Annotated in this window: 17 protein-coding genes; 15 read left to right on the top strand and 2 right to left on the bottom strand. The window is 65.7% G+C overall.

Features of this window, described 5'->3' with window-relative positions:
- Positions 1-11: 11 nt before the first annotated feature.
- Entirely contained in the window at positions 12-1,160 is a 1,149-nt protein-coding gene (locus RBH22_RS03690; RefSeq protein WP_256544904.1) for a pyridoxal phosphate-dependent aminotransferase, read from the bottom strand.
- Positions 1,157-1,561, bottom strand: coding sequence for a 6,7-dimethyl-8-ribityllumazine synthase (ribH, locus tag RBH22_RS03685; protein ID WP_306676565.1), 405 nt, complete (start codon positions 1,559-1,561; stop codon positions 1,157-1,159). Before ribH ends, RBH22_RS03690 begins: the two co-directional genes overlap by 4 nt.
- A gap of 113 nt (positions 1,562-1,674) precedes the next feature.
- Here ribH and RBH22_RS03680 point away from each other — a divergent pair, with 113 nt between their 5' ends.
- From RBH22_RS03680 to RBH22_RS03610, 15 genes are all read left to right on the top strand, one after another.
- Positions 1,675-3,564, top strand: coding sequence for a flippase activity-associated protein Agl23 (locus RBH22_RS03680; RefSeq protein ID WP_306676564.1), 1,890 nt, complete (start codon positions 1,675-1,677; stop codon positions 3,562-3,564).
- A 68-nt stretch (positions 3,565-3,632) separates the two neighbouring features.
- On the top strand, positions 3,633-4,802 hold the full coding sequence (locus RBH22_RS03675) for a 5-(carboxyamino)imidazole ribonucleotide synthase (protein WP_306676563.1): 1,170 nt from the start codon (positions 3,633-3,635) through the stop codon (positions 4,800-4,802).
- Between the two features lie 30 nt (positions 4,803-4,832).
- Positions 4,833-5,483 (top strand): 5-(carboxyamino)imidazole ribonucleotide mutase, encoded by a 651-nt coding sequence (purE, locus tag RBH22_RS03670; RefSeq protein WP_306676562.1) that lies wholly within the window; start codon positions 4,833-4,835, stop codon positions 5,481-5,483.
- 164 nt (positions 5,484-5,647) lie between these two features.
- Positions 5,648-6,061 (top strand): NADH-quinone oxidoreductase subunit A, encoded by a 414-nt coding sequence (locus RBH22_RS03665; protein ID WP_256288376.1) that lies wholly within the window; start codon positions 5,648-5,650, stop codon positions 6,059-6,061.
- Positions 6,058-6,768 (top strand): NADH-quinone oxidoreductase subunit B, encoded by a 711-nt coding sequence (locus tag RBH22_RS03660; protein WP_121568381.1) that lies wholly within the window; start codon positions 6,058-6,060, stop codon positions 6,766-6,768. The genes RBH22_RS03665 and RBH22_RS03660 overlap by 4 nt, the downstream gene beginning before the upstream one ends.
- A complete protein-coding gene (locus tag RBH22_RS03655; protein WP_256288375.1) occupies positions 6,765-8,435 on the top strand; it encodes an NADH-quinone oxidoreductase subunit D in 1,671 nt (556 codons plus the stop codon). Before RBH22_RS03660 ends, RBH22_RS03655 begins: the two co-directional genes overlap by 4 nt.
- A complete protein-coding gene (locus tag RBH22_RS03650; RefSeq protein WP_256288374.1) occupies positions 8,435-9,493 on the top strand; it encodes a complex I subunit 1 family protein in 1,059 nt (352 codons plus the stop codon). Before RBH22_RS03655 ends, RBH22_RS03650 begins: the two co-directional genes overlap by 1 nt.
- Positions 9,490-9,951, top strand: coding sequence for an NADH-quinone oxidoreductase subunit I (locus tag RBH22_RS03645; RefSeq protein WP_121568378.1), 462 nt, complete (start codon positions 9,490-9,492; stop codon positions 9,949-9,951). Before RBH22_RS03650 ends, RBH22_RS03645 begins: the two co-directional genes overlap by 4 nt.
- Before the next feature lie 113 nt (positions 9,952-10,064).
- Positions 10,065-10,325 carry an NADH-quinone oxidoreductase subunit J gene (locus RBH22_RS03640; protein WP_089768442.1) on the top strand — a complete coding sequence of 87 codons (261 nt, stop codon included), beginning with the start codon at positions 10,065-10,067 and terminating at the stop codon, positions 10,323-10,325.
- On the top strand, positions 10,322-10,681 hold the full coding sequence (locus RBH22_RS03635) for a proton-conducting membrane transporter (RefSeq protein WP_256544897.1): 360 nt from the start codon (positions 10,322-10,324) through the stop codon (positions 10,679-10,681). The genes RBH22_RS03640 and RBH22_RS03635 overlap by 4 nt, the downstream gene beginning before the upstream one ends.
- A complete protein-coding gene (gene nuoK, locus RBH22_RS03630) occupies positions 10,681-10,983 on the top strand; it encodes an NADH-quinone oxidoreductase subunit NuoK (RefSeq protein ID WP_121568376.1) in 303 nt (100 codons plus the stop codon). Before RBH22_RS03635 ends, nuoK begins: the two co-directional genes overlap by 1 nt.
- A 1-nt stretch (position 10,984) precedes the next feature.
- Positions 10,985-13,003 (top strand): NADH-quinone oxidoreductase subunit L, encoded by a 2,019-nt coding sequence (gene nuoL / locus RBH22_RS03625; protein WP_306676561.1) that lies wholly within the window; start codon positions 10,985-10,987, stop codon positions 13,001-13,003.
- On the top strand, positions 13,000-14,526 hold the full coding sequence (locus RBH22_RS03620) for a NuoM family protein (RefSeq protein ID WP_121568374.1): 1,527 nt from the start codon (positions 13,000-13,002) through the stop codon (positions 14,524-14,526). The genes nuoL and RBH22_RS03620 overlap by 4 nt, the downstream gene beginning before the upstream one ends.
- Positions 14,526-16,037 carry an NADH-quinone oxidoreductase subunit N gene (locus RBH22_RS03615; RefSeq protein WP_256544896.1) on the top strand — a complete coding sequence of 504 codons (1,512 nt, stop codon included), beginning with the start codon at positions 14,526-14,528 and terminating at the stop codon, positions 16,035-16,037. The genes RBH22_RS03620 and RBH22_RS03615 overlap by 1 nt, the downstream gene beginning before the upstream one ends.
- A 102-nt stretch (positions 16,038-16,139) precedes the next feature.
- Positions 16,140-17,615, top strand: a complete 1,476-nt coding sequence (locus tag RBH22_RS03610; protein WP_256544895.1) for a bifunctional oligoribonuclease/PAP phosphatase NrnA — start codon at positions 16,140-16,142, stop codon at positions 17,613-17,615.
- Positions 17,616-17,631: the final 16 nt, after the last annotated feature.

The following is a 17,631-nucleotide window of genomic DNA, read 5'->3' as shown; positions in this document are numbered from 1 at the left end:
GCGTTCGCCGCTCAGATGTAGTCGTGCTCGGCGAGTCGCTCGACGGCCTCGCGGAGTCGCTCCTCGCTTGCGGCGTAGGAGATCCGGGCGTAGCCGGGCGAGCCGAACGCCGAGCCGGGGACGGTCGCCACGTGGGCGTCCTCGATCGCGCCGGCGCACCACTCTTGGTCGTCGTCGTCGACGGGCAGCATCATATAGAACGCGCCGTCGCCGATCGGGACGTCGACGCCGTGCTCCTCGAAGAGGCCGGCGAGCATATCACGACGCTCGCGGAAGGCGTCGCGCATCTCCACGACGGCCTCGTCGGTGTTCTCGATGGCTTCCAGTCCGGCGTGCTGGACGAAGTTGACCGCACACGACACCGAGTGCGAGTGCAGTTTCGCCGCCTGCGAGATGAGCGATTCGGGCGCGTGAACGTAGCCGAGCCGCCAGCCGGTCATCGAGTACGCCTTCGAGAAGCCGTTGATAGTAACCGTCCGGTCGCTCATTCCGTCGAGCGAGCCGAGGCTCGTGGGCTCGACACCGTAGGTGATCTCCTGGTAGATCTCGTCGGAGATGACGGTGACGTCGTGCTCGACCGCGAGGTCGCGGACGCCTTCGAGCGCCGCGTCGGAGTAGACCGCGCCGGTCGGGTTCGACGGGGAGTTGACGACGAGCAGTTCGGTGTCGTCGGAAACCGCTTCCGAGAGGTCGTCGAGCGCGGGTTCGAGCTGGAAGTCGTAGGGCGCGAGGTCGACGCGGCTGAGCGAGCCGCCCGAGAGCTTCGCCATCGCCTCGTAGGAGACCCACGCGGGGTCGAGGAGGACGACCTCGTCTCCGTCGTCGATGAGAGTCTGGAACGTCTCATAGAGCGCTTGCTTGCCGCCGGGCGTGACGATTACCTCCTCCGATACGGCGTCGATGCCGTCGTTCCGGAGTTTTTCGGCAATCGCCGCACGGAGGTCCGGGATGCCGTTCGAGGGCGTGTATCCGGTGTGTCCGGCGTCCATCGCGTCCTTGCCGGCCTCCACGATGTTCTCCGGCGTGGGGAAATCGGGTTCGCCGACCGAGAGGTCGACGACGTCGACGCCGTCTGCTTCCAGTTCGCTCGCCTTGTTGCTGATTGCCAGCGTCGCGCTCGGTTCGACCCGTTCGACGCGGGCTGCGAAGTCGAAACTCATACCAACGTCTCCACCATATCGACCGCGGCGTTTACCGCTTCCGCACCTTTGTCGACGCGCTCCCGCGCTTCGGCCCCGCTTTGGCCCGGACCAGAGACGCCGAACGTGACCGGCACGTCCCGATCGAGACTGACGTCAGTCAGCGACTGGGCTGCCGCGTCGGCGATCACCTGATCGTGTGCTGTGTCTCCTGTGACGATCGCGCCGACGACGGCCACCGCGTCGATGTCGTCACGCCGCGCGAGCCGATCGGCTGCCAGCGGCGAGTCGTACACTCCGGGAATCTGGAGCGTCTCCGCGATCGTCGCGTCCCGTTCGTCGGCCGCCTCGCGCGCGGCCGCCGCCATCTGTTCGGTGACCGAGGAGTTGAACTCGGTCACCACCAATCCCAGCGTTGTCATACTCTTTCGGATCCACGGTGGCGTCAAAGAGGTATCGGCACGGTCGCGCGCGGCTGTCCTCCAGAAAGCGGCAAACACAAGAGTTGTAACCGCGTGGGAATCAGGAAGTGACAATGAGTCCCGACGAGGTGTCGGGCGGGACCGCCGACGCGACGATCGGTGGAGAGCCGACGGGCGAGGCTCCCACGGACGTCTCCTCGCAGTCCCGCGCGGACCATCAGTTCGATCGCCGCCGCGCCCTCCTCGGTGTCGTCGGATTCACCGCCGTCGCGCTCGTCCTCCGTCTGGTCGCTCTCGGCGGCCGGATCTTCCACTGGGACGAGGGCCGCGTCGGCTACTGGATCCTCCGGTACCACGAGACGGGCGTCCACACGTACCGTCCCATCGTTCACGGCCCGTTCCTCCCGGTCGTCAACGACTGGCTGTTCGCCCTGCTGCCGGTCTCGGACTTCCTCGCGCGGTTTCCCGTCGCCGTCGTCGGCGGTCTGCTCCCGCTGGCCGCGTGGCTGTTCCGCGAGCGACTCCGGAACGTCGAACTCGTCGCGTTCGCCGCGCTGCTCGCGCTGAATCCGCTCGCCGTCTACTACTCGCGGTTTATGCGCAACGACGTCCTCGTGGCGGCGTTCGCCGTCTCCGCGCTCGGGTTCGTCGTCCGCGGGTTCGACACCGGACGACTTCGCTATGCGTTCCCGGCGGCCGCGTCGCTCGGCCTCGCGTTCACGACGAAGGAGAACGCTATCCTCTACGTCCTCTGTTTCCTCGGAGCGGGGGCGCTGCTGGCGGATCACCGACTGCTCGCGGCGCGCGCACGAGAGGAATCCACCCGAGCGGTCTTCGCCCGCTGGCGAGCGGCGACGGTCGATCGGCTCCTCGCGCACGGACCGAACTCGCGAGCGTCGCTCGCCCGCGTTCTCGGTACGACGGTCGTCGCCCTCGTCATCTTCCTCGGGGTCGTGCTGTTCTTCTACGCGCCGCGCCCGGATCTGTGGCAGGCGTTCGGGGATCCGGCGCGGATTCCGAGCGTCGCCGACGCCGGCACGGTCGGCGCGGCCGAGAAGTTCGTCGACACGTGGGCTTCGGGGAGCCACCAGGATCACGCGTACCTGCCGTTCCTCTACGATCTGGTCGAGACGCTCGTCTACGGGGCGCCGGCGCTGCTCGCGTTCGGCCTCCTCGGAATCGTCGTCGATCGGTACGGGATTCGTGGTGAGGGCCCACGCGAGTTCGTCACGTTCGCGACGTACTGGGCCGCCGCGTCGCTGTTCGGCTACCCGATCGCGACCGACATCCAGGCCCCGTGGGCGGCGATCCACGTCCTCGTCCCGCTCGCCGTCCCCGCTGCCGTCGGACTCGGATTCATCGTCGACTCCGCACGCGAGGCGCTCGCCGCTCGCGACGCCGTGAGTGTCGGCCTCGCAGCGCTCGTCGTGCTCGCGGCCTTCAGCGGTGCCGCCGCGGCCAACGCCGAGTACTTCAACTCCGCCTCCGAGGAGGACAAGAAAGTCCTCCAGTGGGCACAGCCCGAGAACTCGCTGAAGCCCACAATGGAGATCGTCGACGACGTTTCGGCCGCGAACGACGGCACTGACGTCCTGTTCGTCGGATCGCGACCGCCGGGTAACGACGGCGAGGTGTTCTACGTCCGCAACGAGTCCTCGCTCGCGACGGCGCCGCCGGGCGGCCCCGCGTGGCACGATCGCCTGCCGCTGCCGTGGTATCTGGAACGGTACGGCGCGAACGTCACGAGTTCGCCGCCCGACGCAGACGTCGCGACGACGCTCTCGGACGCCCCGCCGGTCGTCATCGCGAAGGGCTACGACCGCGACGAGGTCGCCACAGAACTACCCGGCTACACCGCCTTCGAGCACAAATTCCGACTCTGGAACGACGACGTCGTCGTGTTCATCGAAGACGAGTCGCTCCAGCGTGTCGCCCCGGAGCGCATCGAGGAGACGAGTGGGGACGGCGCGGACAACGCGGACAGCGTGGGCAGCGGCGAATAACCACGTCCGTGCACATATCGTCGTGAGATTCGGCAAGGTTTATTCAGTATCCTCCAGTACCGTCGCCCGTGAACGTCACCGTACCCGGCCCCACGCTCGGCGTCGTCGGCGGCGGCCAACTCGGACGGATGCTCGCCGAGGCGGCCGCCCCGCTCGGCGTCGAGGTGATCGTCCTCGACCCGACGCCGGACTGCCCCGCAGCGCCGGTCGCCCGCGAACAGATCGTCGGTGACTTCGACGACCCCGAAGCGTTCCGCGAACTCGCCTCGCGCGTCGACGCGCTGACGTTCGAGATCGAACTCGCCGACGCGGCGTTACTCGACCGCGTCGCCGACGAGTTCGACCTCTCGGCTCACCCCGCACCGGAGACGCTGGAGACGATCGAGGACAAACTCGTCCAAAAGCGCGCGCTCGAAGACGCCGGCGTCCCGGTCCCGCCGTTCCGGCAGATCGACGGCGCCGAGGACCTTCGCGCGGCGCTCGATGAGTTCGGCGCGGTGATGCTGAAAGCCCGCACCGGCGGCTACGACGGCCGCGGCAACGTCCCCGTCACCGACCCAGCAGACGCAGAAGAAGCGATGGACGCCGTCGGCGGCCCCGCGATGGCCGAGACGTTCGTCGACTTCACGCGCGAACTCTCGGTCATCGCCGTCCAGGGCGACGACGAGGTCCGCACGTTCCCCGCGGGTGAGAACGTCCACGAGGAGGAGATCCTCCGGGAGACGATCCTCCCAGCCAGGACGACCGACGAGGTGCTCGAACGTGCCGAGGCAGTCGCCCGCGACGTCCTCGACACGCTCTCGGGGCGCGGCGTCTTCGGCATCGAACTGTTCGAGACCGAAGACGGAGAGGTCCTCGTCAACGAGATCGCCCCGCGGCCGCACAACTCCGGGCACTGGACGATCGAGGGCGCGCGCACCTCCCAGTTCGAACAGCACGTCCGCGCCGTCCTGGGCTGGCCGCTCGGTTCGACCCGCCTGCGATGCCCGACCGTGATGGCGAACGTCCTCGGCACCGTCGAGGAGCCCCAGCCAGCGCGACTCGGCAACGTCGAAGCCGTCCTGGGCGACGCCGACGCGTCGCTGCACTGGTACGGGAAAGACGAGGTGCGCCCGCTGCGGAAGATGGGCCACGTCACGCTGACCGGCGGGAGCGAACTCGATGCGGCCGCAGAATCGGACACTGACGAGCTCCTCGCGCACGCGAGAGACGTACGCGACGCGCTGACGTTCGAGTGACGAACTGACCACCGCAGAACCCGATCGACAATGACCGACTACACGCCCGACGACGACTCCGACGTGACCGTACAGGACCTGATCGACCGCCTTCACGAGGAGGCCGACGCCGACGCCGATCCCGCCACGACGCCCGACGTGGGGATCATTATGGGGTCGGATTCGGATCTCGACACGATGCGCGGCGCGCACGAGGCGCTCTCGGAACTCGGGTTCGCCGAGCAGACCGACTTCGGCGACGCGCCCGACGCGCGCTTCACCTACGAGACGTACGTCGTCTCCGCACACCGGACGCCCGAACTGATGTACGCCTACGGGGAGACGGCTGCCGGCCGCGGCCTCGACGTCATCATCGCGGGCGCGGGCGGGAAGTCCGCCGACCTGCCGAATATGACCGCGTCCATCGCGTATCCGATTCCCGTCGTCGGCGTCCCCGTCCAAGAGAAGTCCGTCGACTCCGTCATCGGGATGCCCACCGGGGCGCCCATCGTCGCAGTCGACGCGGGCAAGTCCTTCAACGCCGCGCTGTCGGCCGCACAAATTCTCGCGCGCGAGCACGACGAACTCGAATCCCGGTTGGTCGAGTACCACGAGGGGCTCGTCGGTGCGGTCGCCCGCGACTCGCGGGACCTGCACGACCTCGGGGTCGAAGGCTACGTGGCGAGTCGCGACGAGTCCTAACGAAAGCCGATTTCCGAGCCGTTCTGCGATTCCGTCTGTCCAGCCCGATGTAACGTTCGTCGGGTCCGCAGCCAGCGAAGTTCAGTAGTAGCACCTCAGTCGAGGTATAAATCAACGCTTATGGGGGGGGCCTGCTAACTGCCGGATGTTAGGGAGACTACGGAATGAGTGAATGGATCGCAATCGGTGCCCTTGGGCTCGTCGCCGTCGGCATCCCACTCGGGATGATGGCTGTGTCGGCGATACTCCGCCCATCGGTGCCAGAACAAGGTAAACGCGCCACCTACGAGAGCGGTGAAGTACCGACAGGAACGGCACGCGTCCAGATCAACATCCAGTACTACATGGTCGCACTGCTGTTTCTCGTATTCGACGTCGAAACCGTTCTCATCTTCCCGTGGGCCGTCATCTACCGGTCCGCGCTGGAGCAGGGCGCAGACCTCACGGCGGTGTTGCTGCCGATGCTGATTTTCATCGGTGTGCTCGTCGTCGGGCTGGTCTGGGCGTGGCGCAACGGCGCCGTCGAGTGGGTCAAAAGCCCGCTGGCGAACCGCCAAAAGACGGAGAGAAACGTATGAGTAGCGAACGAGACAAACCATTCGTCACGGACGACACGCAGGTACAGACCGCGACGCGAGACGCCCGGATGACGGGCTCGGGCGCGGACAACCGGTTCAACTCGAAACTTCGGGAGGCGTTCGGCTCCTCGCCGTTCATCCTCACGAAGTTCGACCAGTTCATGAACTGGGTCCGCGGCTCGTCGATGTTTATGCTGCAGTTCGGGATCGCCTGCTGCAGCATCGAGATGATGCACACCTACTCGGTGAAGCACGACCTCGACCGGTTCGCGGCCGGGGTCCCGCGTGCGTCGCCGCGACAGGCGGACGTCATCATCGTCCCGGGGACGATCGTCTCGAAATTCGCCCCGCGGATGAAGCGCGTCTACGATCAGATGCCCGAACCGAAGTTCGTCGTCGGGATGGGTTCCTGTACGATCTCGGGCGGCCCCTTCCAGGAGGGCTACAACGTCATCAAGGGCGCAGAGGAGGTCATCCCCGTGGACATCCACGTCCCCGGATGCCCCCCGCGCCCCGAGGCGCTCATCTACGGCGTAGCGAAACTCCAGCAGCGCATCGCCGAGGGCGAGTCGAGTCCGGTGACGGTGAAACCGTACGAACTCGAACAGTTCGACGACCTCGAACGCGACGAAGTCGTCGACAAACTCGCCGAACAGATCGACGAAGAGGACCTGGTTATGCGGTACAACTGGGCTGATTCGCCATGAGCTTAGAAGAACCCGAACCCGAAGACGGAGCCGTCGAAGTGCTCCCGACCGCGGGCGACGAGATCGCCGAGTTGCTCGGTGACCTGGTCGTCGACCGCGAAGAACACGTCAACGCACCCGGCTTCGTGATTCGCCCGGACGCGGTACAGGAGACCCTGACGCGACTCCGCGACGAGGCCGGCTTCGATCACCTCTCGTGTGTCACCGCCGAAGAACGCGAGGATCGGTACGAGTCCATCTACCACCTCACGAGCTTCGACGACCGGCAGCGGGAGGTCAGCGTCGTCGTGCCTGCACCAAAGGACGACCCCGTCAGCGAGTCCGCCGAGCCGGTCTTCCGGACGGCCGACTGGCACGAGCGGGAGGCCTACGACCTGATCGGCGTCGAGTACGACGACCATCCGGACCTGCGTCGCATTCTCTTGCCCGACACGTGGCAGGGACACCCGCTCTCGGAGAACTACGACCAGGACCGACCGCAGATCGTCACGCTCTCGGAGTGGGAGAACCCGCTCGCCGAGGACCACCGCGAGGAGGAGGGCGACACGATGTACGTCAACATCGGGCCGCACCACCCCGCCACACACGGCGTCCTGCACGTGAAGACGGTACTAGACGGCGAGCAGGTCGCAGACGTCGATCCCGACATCGGCTACCTCCACCGCTGTGAGGAGCAGATGTGTCAGACGAAGACCTACCGCCACCAGATTATGCCCTACCCCGACCGCTGGGACTACGCGTCCTCGGGGCTCTTGAACGAGTGGGCGTACGCGCGCGCGGCGGAGGACCTCAACGACATCGACGTGCCGGAGTACGCACAGATCATCCGGACGATGGGCGCGGAGTTCTGCCGCATCGCCTCGCATATGCTCGCAGTGGGGACGTTCGCGCTGGACGTCTACGGCGACTTCACAGCGATCTTTATGTACGCGATGCGGGACCGCGAGAAGGTCCAGAAGGTCCTCGAAGACCTCACCGGCCAGCGGATGATGTTCAACTACTTCCGCTTGGGCGGCGTCGTCTGGGACCTTCCGGAACCGCGCGAGGAGTTCTTCGAGACGATTCGGGACTTCCTCGACGACCTCCCGGAGGCGCTCGAGGAGTACCACGACCTCATCACCTCCAACGAGATCCTGCAGGCCCGGACGATCGACACGGGCGTGCTGCCGCCGGAGGTCGCGAAGTCCTACGGCGCGACGGGGCCCGTCGCACGCGGGTCCGGAATCGACTACGACCTGCGCCGCGACGACCCCTACGGCTACTACGACGAACTCGAGTGGGACGTCATCACCGAGGACGGCTGTGACAACTTCAGCCGACTGCTCGTCCGCCTTCGCGAGGTCGAAGAGTCCGCGAAGATCATCGAGCAGTGCGTCGACCTCCTCGAAGACTGGCCCGAAGAAGAACGGACGATCCAGTCTAACGTTCCCCGGACCCTGCGCCCGGAGGACGACACGGAGATCTACCGCGCCGTCGAAGCCGCGAAGGGCGAACTCGGGATCTACATCCGCGCCGATGGGACCGAGAAGCCGGGGCGGTTCAAGATCCGCAGTCCGTGCTTCTCGAACCTCCAGACGCTGCCAGAGATGTCCGCCGGCGAGTACATCCCTGATATGGTCGCATCGCTCGGTAGCCTCGACATCGTGCTGGGCGAGGTGGATCGTTGATGGTACCGCTGCAGTCACAGGTGCTCCTCCCCGAGCGGATCGCCGGTTTGCTGGGGCTCTCCGGCACGGTCGGACAGATCGTCGGCGGACTCCTCGGCGCCTTCCTCATCGCCAACTTGCTGTTGGTGCAGACGGCCATCGCCGGCCCGTGGGCAAAGCGGAAAATCACCGCCGCGTTCACCGACCGGATCGCCGTCAACCGGATCGGACCGTTCGGACTGCTCACCATCGTCACCGACGCCGTCCGACTGCTCTCGAAGGAACTCATCATTCCCGAAGACGTCGACCGGCCGTCGTACGACCTCGGCCCGCTTCTGGTGCCGTTCTCCGCGCTCCTCGGGTTCGCCGTGATCCCGATGGGCAACGGCATCCACCTCGCGGACCCGGAGACGGGGCTGGTCTTCGCGTTTGCCGCGTCCTCGATCGCCTCGCTCGGGATTGTGATGATGGGCTACGGATCGAACAACAAGTACTCGCTGCTCGGTGGACTGCGCGCGATCGCCTCGAACATCGCCTACGAGATTCCGCTCGTCGTCACCGCGGCGTCGGTGGTCGTCTTCACCGGGACGCTGCAGATGAGCGAAGTCGTCGCACAGCAGGCCGAACCGCTTCTCACCGTCGCCGGCGTCACGATCCCGCAGTGGTTCGCGTTCGTCAATCCGTTCGCGTTCGTGCTGTTCGTGATCGCGAACCTCGCGGAAGTCGGCCGGAACCCCTTCGACGTGCCGGAGGCGCCGACCGAGATCGTCGCCGGGTTCCAGACGGAGTACTCCTCTGTGTACTTCGTCCTCATCTACCTCGGTGAGTTCATCCACATCTTCCTCGGCGGCGCGCTCGCCGCGACGCTGTTCCTGGGTGGACCGGCCGGACCGATCCTGCCGGGCTTCATCTGGTTCACGATCAAGATCTGGGCGTTCTACCTGTTCACCCAGTGGGCGCGCTCGGCGATTCCCCGCCTCCGCGTCGATCAGTTCCTCGACGTCGGCTGGAAGGGGATGCTCGTGCTCTCGTTCGCGAACCTGGCACTCACGGCCATCATCGTGGGAGTGATAGCATGATTGGCGTACTCAAATCGATGGCAACGACGATGAAACACGCACTGGACGGGCAGACGTTCACGGTCGAGTACCCCGACGTCGCGCCCGAAGTGAGCCCCCGATTCCGCGGGGTCCACAAGTTCAGCCAGGAGCGCTGCATCTGGTGTCGACAGTGCGAGAACGTCTGTCCGAACGACACCATCCAGATCGTGCAGGACGACCAGCGCAACGGCGAACAGTACAACCTCCACATCGGGCAGTGCATCTACTGCCGGCTGTGTGAGGAGGTCTGTCCCGTCGACGCCATCCTGCTCACGCAGAACTTCGAGTTCACTGCCGACACGAAGGACGACTTCGTGTACAACAAAGAGCAGTTGAAGAACGTCCCGTGGTACAAGGATATCGACCCGCTCAACTCCCGGGAACCCGACCGCGACGCGTGGATCGGCGAGGGCGAGGGCGAGGTGGATTACCAGTGAGTTGAGACGTTCCACAGCGGGACAGATCGCCGATCAAAGTCCGTCTGAGGCGGTATGCGCCGCCCGCGGACTTCTCGAAATGTTCAAAGGGATACCTCAAGGAGACAAACACAATGGTTTATGAAACCATCGCGTTCGCGCTGTTCGCCCTCGTGACCGTGGGCTGCAGCCTGGGCGTCGTCCTCGTGCGGGACATCTGGCACTCCGCACTCCTGCTCGGGGGCGCGCTCTTGAGCGTCGCGGTGCACTACGTGATGTTACAGGCGGAGTTCCTCGCCGCGATGCAGATCCTCGTCTACGTCGGCGGGGTTCTCATCCTCATCACGTTCGCCGTGATGCTGACGCGTACACAACCGGAGGTGAGTAGCACATGACCACGAAACCGGAACTGAATCTGGGTTCGCATCTCGTTCCCGGCCTCGCTGCTGTCGCACTGTTCGTCGTGATGGCCGCGACGATACTCTCGGCGTCGTTCCCCGATCCGCAAGGATTCGCGGGCGATGCGAGCATCGTCGCGAGCATCGGCTACGCGATGTTCAACCTCGACTTCGGGGATATCGCCGGTGAGAGCTTCCTCGCCGCGCTCATCATAATCGCCATCACGCTCGACGTTGCGCTCGACGGGTCGATCCACCTCGCACGCCGCGAGGGCGACCAGGGCGGATCGTCACTGCTGGCCGACGGCGGGCGGGAACTCAAGCAAAGCCTGTTCGAGGAGGACGACGACTGATGGTCCCCCCACAGTACTATCTGCTCCTCTCGGCCGCGCTGTTCTGTATCGGGCTGTTCGGCATCCTGACGCGGCGCAACGCGCTGCTGTTTCTGATGTCGGTCGAGCTAATGTTGAACGCCGCGAACATCAACCTCGTCGCGTTCTCCAACGTCTGGGGGAACGTGACGGGACAGACGTTCGGGCTGTTTATGATGGCGCTCGCCGCCGCCGAGGTCGCGATCGGGATCGGGATCATCCTGGTGCTGTATCGCAACTTCGACGACGTCGACGTCACCAAGGCGACAACGATGAGGTGGTAAGATGGTAGGGATATTCGACTTCGCACCCGCGATCGTGCTGTTGCCGTTCGTTTCGTTCCTCGTCGCGCTCGCGGTGGGCGACCGCTTGCCGAAAGGCGGTGCGCTGGCCGGGATCGCCGCGACGGCGGGATCACTGCTTTTGGCGGCCGCGACGTTCCTCACCGTCGCCGGTGGGCGGACGTACGACGCGACGATCTACACCTGGGCCGAAGGGATCGAAGCGGTCGATCTGACGTTCGGCATCCTGATCGATCCACTGTCGGCGATGATGCTGCTCATCGTGACGCTCATCGCCTTCCTCGTCCACGTCTTCAGTCTCGGATATATGAACGACGAGGGCGAGGTCGGCCTGCCGCGCTACTACGCCGGACTCGGACTGTTCACCGCGTCGATGCTCGGATTCGTCGTGGCGGACAACCTCCTGATGGCGTTTATGTTCTTCGAGCTGGTCGGGCTCTGCTCGTATCTGCTCATCGGCTTTTGGTTCCGCGAACCAGGTCCGCCGAGCGCGGCCAAGAAGGCGTTCCTCGTCACCCGCTTCGGGGACTACTTCTTCCTCGTCGGCGTCGTCGCCGTCTTCGCGACGTTCGGCACGGCGGCGTTCTCCGGATCGGAATCGTTCCCCGTACTCGCGGAGGCCGCACTCCACGGTGAGGCGACCGTGAACACGTTCGGCTTCGCGCCGCAGACGTGGTTCACGATTGTCGGTCTCCTCGTGCTCGGCGGCGTCGTCGGCAAGTCCGCGCAGTTCCCGCTGCACACGTGGCTGCCCGACGCGATGGAAGGTCCGACGCCCGTCTCCGCGCTCATCCACGCAGCGACGATGGTCGCGGCCGGCGTCTACCTCGTCGCGCGGATGTACGGCTTCTACGCGCTCTCGCCGGACGCGCTCGCGATCATCGCCCTGGTCGGCGGTTTCACCGCGCTGTTCGCGGCGACGATGGGCGTCGTCAAGCGCGAGATCAAGCAGGTGCTCGCGTACTCGACGATCTCGCAGTACGGCTATATGATGCTCGCTCTCGGCGGTGGCGGCTACGTCGCCGCGACCTTCCACCTGATGACGCACGCCTTCTTCAAGGCGCTGCTGTTCCTCGGGGCCGGGTCGGTCATCATCGCGATGCACCACAACGAAGATATGTGGGATATGGGCGGGCTGAAAGAGAAGATGCCCGTCACCTACTACGCCTTCCTCTCTGGCTCGCTCGCGCTTGCGGGCATCTTCCCGTTCTCTGGCTTCTGGTCGAAAGACGAAGTGCTGTACGAGACGCTCATCCACGGCCTCGGCGGGAGCCCCGTGCTCCTCGCCGCGTACGCGATGGGTCTCCTCGCCGTCTTCTTCACCGGGTTCTACACCTTCCGGATGGTGTTCCTCACCTTCCACGGTGAACCCCGCACCCAGACCGCGAGCGATCCGCACAGCGTTCGCTGGAACGTGAAGGGTCCGCTCGCCGTCCTCGGCGTTCTCGCGGCGACGACGGGTCTCGTGAATATGGTGCCGGTCGAGAAACTGCTGGGAATCGGCGGTATCGACTTCCTGCACCAGTGGCTCGATATGAGTACGGAGTCGCTGAACGCCCACCACTACGGCGAACTCATCCCGTACAGTTCCGCGTACATCGGCGGTGAGGCGACGACAGTGGCCATCGGTGCCGGCGTCTCGCTGGGCCTCGCGCTTGCGGGCGCGGGCCTCGCGCACCTGCTGTACAACGTCCCCGAACCGGTCGAACACACCGACCGTCTCGGCGGTATCAAGACACTGCTGTACAACAACTACTACCAGGACGAGTACCAGGTTTGGCTGGCGAACGGCGTCACGCGCCCGGTCGCACGCGTCGCGAACAAGTTCGATCAGGGCGTCGTCGACGGCGTCGTCAACGGCGTCTCCAGCGTCAGCCTGTTCTCCGGCAGTCGCGTTCGCCGGATCCAGACCGGCGTGGTGAGTAACTACGCGGTGCTGCTGACGCTCGGCCTGACGGCGTTGCTTCTGGCCTTCGGTCTTCTCGGAGGGTGGTTCGTATGATAATTGAAGCGCTCATCGGGGTCACGTTCCTCGCCGCGCTGGTCGTGTTCGTCGCTCCCGACGAGTACGCCGGCAAACTCGCGGCGGCACTCAGCGCGCTCCCGGTTCTCGGGAGCCTCTGGATGTGGGCACAGTACGACGCGAGCGGGAACGCCCTGCTGGGCGGGTCGATCGCGTTCGAGACAGACGTCGTCTGGCTGACGCTCGGCGGCCTCGACCTGCACTGGTTCGTCGGCGTCGACGGCATCAGCCTGCCGCTTGTCGTCCTCACGACGATCCTCACGACGCTCGCGATCGTCAGCGCGTGGACGCCGATCTCGAATCGAGAATCGCAGTTCTACGGGCTGATGCTCTTCATGGAGGCGAACCTGCTCGGCGTCTTCACGGCGCTCGACTTCTTCGCGTGGTTCGTCTTCTGGGAGGCCGTCCTCGTCCCGATGTACTTCCTTATCGGCGTCTGGGGCGGTCCGAACCGCCGCTACGCGGCGATCAAGTTCTTCGTGTACACGAACGTCGCGTCGCTCGTGATGTTCATCGGCTTCATCGCGCTCGTGTTCGGCCTCGGCGACTCGGTGTCGTCGATGCGGCTCCCCGAGATCGCACAGGCGCTCCGCGCCGGTGCACTCGGCGGCTTCGCCGGTCTCGACGCCGCGACGCTGAAGACGGTCGCCTTCGTGGCGACGTTCCTCGGCTTCGCGGTGAAGGTGCCGGTCGCACCGCTGCACACGTGGCTGCCGGACGCTCACGTCGAAGCCCCGACGCCGGTGTCGGTGATGCTGGCCGGCGTCCTCCTGAAGATGGGGACCTACGCGCTGCTGCGGTTCAACTTCACGATGATGCCCGACGTGGCGACGGCGCTCGTCGTCCCCATCGCTGGCATCGCCGTCATCAGCGTCATCTACGGCGCGATGCTGGCGCTCGCACAGCAGGACCTCAAGCGCATCGTCGCGTACTCGTCGGTCTCCTCGATGGGCTACGTCATCCTCGGCCTCGTCGCGTACACGACCTACGGGGTCGGCGGCGCGACGTTCCAGATGATCGCCCACGGGTTGATCTCCGGACTGATGTTCATGGCGGTCGGCGTCATCTACAACACGACCCACACGCGGATGGTGGGCGATATGTCCGGCATCGCAGACCGGATGCCCCTCACCGCCGGCATCTTCGTCGCCGGCGCGTTCGGGTATATGGGTCTGCCGCTGATGGCCGGCTTCGCGGGCGAGTTCTTCATCTTCAAGGGCTCGTTCGCCTCCACCGTCCACTCGGCAATGCCGCTTTTCACGGCGGCCGCGATGTTCGGCATCGTCATCGTCGCCGGCTACCTGCTGTTCGCGATGCAGCGGACGCTGTTCGGTCCCTTCAGCTTCGATGGCGAGTACGAAATCACGAACGCACCGACGCACGACGTCGCACCGCTGGCGGTGCTGTTGCTGTTGGTGATCGTGCTCGGCGTCGCGCCTGACCTGTTCTTCGGAATGATCCAAGACGCTGTGAATCCGATCCTCTCGGGAGGTGGGCTGTGATGTTCGACCTCGCACTGCAGGCAGAACCGGCAGCGACGTGGACGGCACTCGCCCCAGCGATCCTGCTCGGCCTGACCGGCCTGGTGCTGCTCGGGATCGATACGATTCGCACGGACGAAGCGAGCAACGCGCTCTTGGCTAGCGTGTCGGCCGGCGGGTCGCTCCTCGCCTTCGGTACCGCGGCGTGGTTCCTCGTCGCCGGCACCGGACAGGAGCGAACCGGCGGCGCGATCACGCTGTACGGCGACGCGCTCGTCGTCGACGGGATGAGCCTCTTTTTCACGCTCATCTTCACGATCGTCACCGCGATGGTGCTGGTCGCCTCCTACGACTACCTGCGCGATCACGAGCATCGCGCGGTGTTCTACTCGCTCGTGCTGTTCGCGGCGACGGGGATGACGCTCCTGTCGATGGCGAACTCGCTGGCGACGGTCTTCGTCAGCCTCGAACTCGCGTCGCTGCCCTCCTACGCGCTCGTCGCGTTCCTCAAGAACGACAAGGGGAGCGTCGAAGCGGGGCTGAAGTACTTCCTCATCGGCGCTGTCTCCTCTGCGGTGTTCGCGTTCGGCATCAGCCTCGTGTACGCCGTCACGGGATCGCTCGTGCTCGGTGACGTCGCCGCCGCGGTCAACGCGCCGGAGATGGCCGGCGTCCTCGGCATCGGCGTGCTGATGATGATTGGTGGGTTCGCGTTCAAGACCGCCTCCGTGCCGTTCCACTTCTGGGCGCCGGAGGCCTACGAGGGCGCGCCTGCACCGATCTCGGCGTTCCTCTCGTCGGCGTCGAAGGCAGCCGGTTTCGCGGTCGCGTTCCGCGTCTTCGTCGAGGCGTTCCCGCTGGGCGCACTGCCTGCGGGCGTCGACTGGGTGATCGCGTTCCAGGTGCTCGCCGTCGTCACGATGACGCTCGGTAACTTCGCGGCAGCGACCCAAGAGAAGGTCAAGCGGATGCTCGCGTACTCCTCTATCGGGCACGCGGGTTACGCGCTCATCGGCCTCGCCGCGCTGACCGCCGGCGGACCCAACGGGGACGTCCTCGGGGCGTCGATGGCGCACCTGCTCGTCTACGGCTTCATGAACACCGGCGCGTTCCTGTTCATCGCCTTAGTCGAACACTGGGGCGTCGGACGGACGTTCGAGGACTACAACGGCCTCGCGTCGACGGCACCGATCGCCGCCGTCGCGATGACCGTGTTCATGTTCAGCCTCGCGGGACTGCCGCCGTTCGGCGGCTTCCTCTCGAAGTACGCCCTGTTCTACTCGGCGATCGAAGCCGGGTTCTGGTGGCTCGCCGCCGTCGGCGCGATCAACAGCGCGCTGTCGCTGTTCTACTACAGCCGCGTCGTCAAGGCGATGTGGATCGAGTCGCCCAGCGGTGACTTCGAGATCCAGAGCCGCCCGGTCGGGCTGTACGCCGCCGTCATCTTCGCCGGCCTCGGGACGCTGCTGTTGCTCCCGGCGTTCGGCCCGGTCATCGAGACCGCACAGACCGTCGCGGCGACGCTGTTCTGATCGGCGTCTCCGGACGTTCTTGTTTTATTTCTAACTGGTCTACCGAACTTCGGCCGACCAGATGACGGTAGGGTTTTGGCCGGCGCGTTCGGATGCCCGCGTATGCAACGGCGGTTGGTTCTTGGGTGCGGTTCGGCCGTGCGCGGAACCATCGAGCGCCTCGCCGAGTGGCCCGGCGAATTAGTCATCCTCTCACAGCGCGGCGACGTCGTCGACGCTATCGGCGCCGACGGAGTCACGACGAAGCGGCGCGCCCCGGCAGACGTCGAAGCGTTCCCGGACCGGGCAGAACTGGTGTTCGTCGCGAGCGACGACGCCGCGGCGAACGCCGAGGCGGCCGCTGAAGCCCGCGAGCAGTTTCCGGACGCACAGCTCGTAGTGTATCTGAGTGCTGGAGCGACCGCACAGGTGCGCGAACGAATACTAGAGACCGCAGATCGCGTTATCGACGGCGAGCAGATCCTCCTCGACCGCGTCCGAGAGTTGACGACCGCTCCCGGCGCGGAACGGATCCATCGACTCTTCGCGACGCTCCGTCGCATCGACGGGCGGCTGGCCGTGGTGATGCACGACAACCCCGACCCGGACGCGATCGCGAGCGCGCTCGCACTCGCCCGAATCGCCGCATCCGTCGACGTCCCCGCGGACGCGTGCTACTTCGGCGACATCTCTCACCAGGAGAACCGCGCCTTAGTGAACCTGCTCGACCTGGCGCTCGTCGAACTCGACGACGGCACAGACCTCGCGGAGTACGACGGCGTCGCTCTCGTCGACCACTCCCGCCCGGGCGTCAACGACGGGTTACCCGGCGACACCGAGATCGACATCGTCGTCGATCACCACCCGCCGCGCGCGCCGGTCGAGGCGCACTTCGTCGACCTCCGGCGCGACATTGGCGCCACCAGTACGCTCTTGGCGGAGTATCTTCGCCGGGCAGGCATCGAGCCCGAGGAGTCGCTTGCGACGTCGCTGCTCTTCGGGATCCGCGTCGACACGAACGACTTCGCTCGGGAAGTCTCCCCCGCCGACTTCGAGGCGGCGGCGTGGCTGCTCACCTACGCGGACCTCTCGATGCTCGATCGGGTCGAATCGCCCAGTATGACGTCGGCGGTGTTGGAAACGCTGGGGCGAGCGATCCGCAACCGCGACGTCCGCGGCGACGCCTTGGCCTCGAACGTCGGAGCGATCAGCGACCGCGACGCCCTCGCGCAGGCAGCCGATCGGCTGCTGAATATGGAAGGGATCCGCATCGTGATCGTCTACGGGTTCCGCGACGGGACCGTCTACGTCTCTGGGCGCGCACGCGGTACCGACGTAGATCTCGGGGAGACACTCCGCGACGCGCTCGGCGCGATCGGCAGCGCCGGCGGACACGCGGATATGGCCGGCGCGCAGGTGCCGCTCGGGATCCTCGCCGACGCCGACGACGAATCGATCGAGGAACTATCCAAGATCGTCACCGAAGTCATCGCCAGTCGGGTCTTCGAGACGCTCGAAGACGCGACCACGCTCCTCGACGTCGGCGCAGACGACACCGAGTGGGCCTTCGAGTTCCCGTTCGAGGTGGACGAAGAGTGACGAGAGGCACCCTTTT

The organism is Halobellus sp. H-GB7, assembly GCF_030848585.1.
Lineage (GTDB): Archaea > Halobacteriota > Halobacteria > Halobacteriales > Haloferacaceae > Haloquadratum > Haloquadratum inordinatus.
Note: the sequence above shows the minus strand (reverse complement) of the source record. Positions and strands in the feature narration are given on the sequence as shown.

Excerpts from the sequence above, each read along its gene's own strand:
- RBH22_RS03690 (WP_256544904.1), bottom strand. The coding sequence starts at position 1,160 with ATGAGTTTCGACTTCGCAGCCCGCGTCGAACGGGTCGAACCGAGCGCG.
- ribH (WP_306676565.1), bottom strand. The coding sequence starts at position 1,561 with ATGACAACGCTGGGATTGGTGGTGACCGAGTTCAACTCCTCGGTCACC.
- RBH22_RS03680 (WP_306676564.1), top strand. The coding sequence starts at position 1,675 with ATGAGTCCCGACGAGGTGTCGGGCGGGACCGCCGACGCGACGATCGGT.
- purE (WP_306676562.1), top strand. The coding sequence starts at position 4,833 with ATGACCGACTACACGCCCGACGACGACTCCGACGTGACCGTACAGGAC.
- RBH22_RS03665 (WP_256288376.1), top strand. The coding sequence starts at position 5,648 with ATGAGTGAATGGATCGCAATCGGTGCCCTTGGGCTCGTCGCCGTCGGC.
- RBH22_RS03660 (WP_121568381.1), top strand. The coding sequence starts at position 6,058 with ATGAGTAGCGAACGAGACAAACCATTCGTCACGGACGACACGCAGGTA.
- RBH22_RS03655 (WP_256288375.1), top strand. The coding sequence starts at position 6,765 with ATGAGCTTAGAAGAACCCGAACCCGAAGACGGAGCCGTCGAAGTGCTC.
- RBH22_RS03650 (WP_256288374.1), top strand. The coding sequence starts at position 8,435 with ATGGTACCGCTGCAGTCACAGGTGCTCCTCCCCGAGCGGATCGCCGGT.
- RBH22_RS03645 (WP_121568378.1), top strand. The coding sequence starts at position 9,490 with ATGATTGGCGTACTCAAATCGATGGCAACGACGATGAAACACGCACTG.
- RBH22_RS03640 (WP_089768442.1), top strand. The coding sequence starts at position 10,065 with ATGGTTTATGAAACCATCGCGTTCGCGCTGTTCGCCCTCGTGACCGTG.
- RBH22_RS03635 (WP_256544897.1), top strand. The coding sequence starts at position 10,322 with ATGACCACGAAACCGGAACTGAATCTGGGTTCGCATCTCGTTCCCGGC.
- nuoK (WP_121568376.1), top strand. The coding sequence starts at position 10,681 with ATGGTCCCCCCACAGTACTATCTGCTCCTCTCGGCCGCGCTGTTCTGT.
- nuoL (WP_306676561.1), top strand. The coding sequence starts at position 10,985 with ATGGTAGGGATATTCGACTTCGCACCCGCGATCGTGCTGTTGCCGTTC.
- RBH22_RS03620 (WP_121568374.1), top strand. The coding sequence starts at position 13,000 with ATGATAATTGAAGCGCTCATCGGGGTCACGTTCCTCGCCGCGCTGGTC.
- RBH22_RS03615 (WP_256544896.1), top strand. The coding sequence starts at position 14,526 with ATGTTCGACCTCGCACTGCAGGCAGAACCGGCAGCGACGTGGACGGCA.
- RBH22_RS03610 (WP_256544895.1), top strand. The coding sequence starts at position 16,140 with ATGCAACGGCGGTTGGTTCTTGGGTGCGGTTCGGCCGTGCGCGGAACC.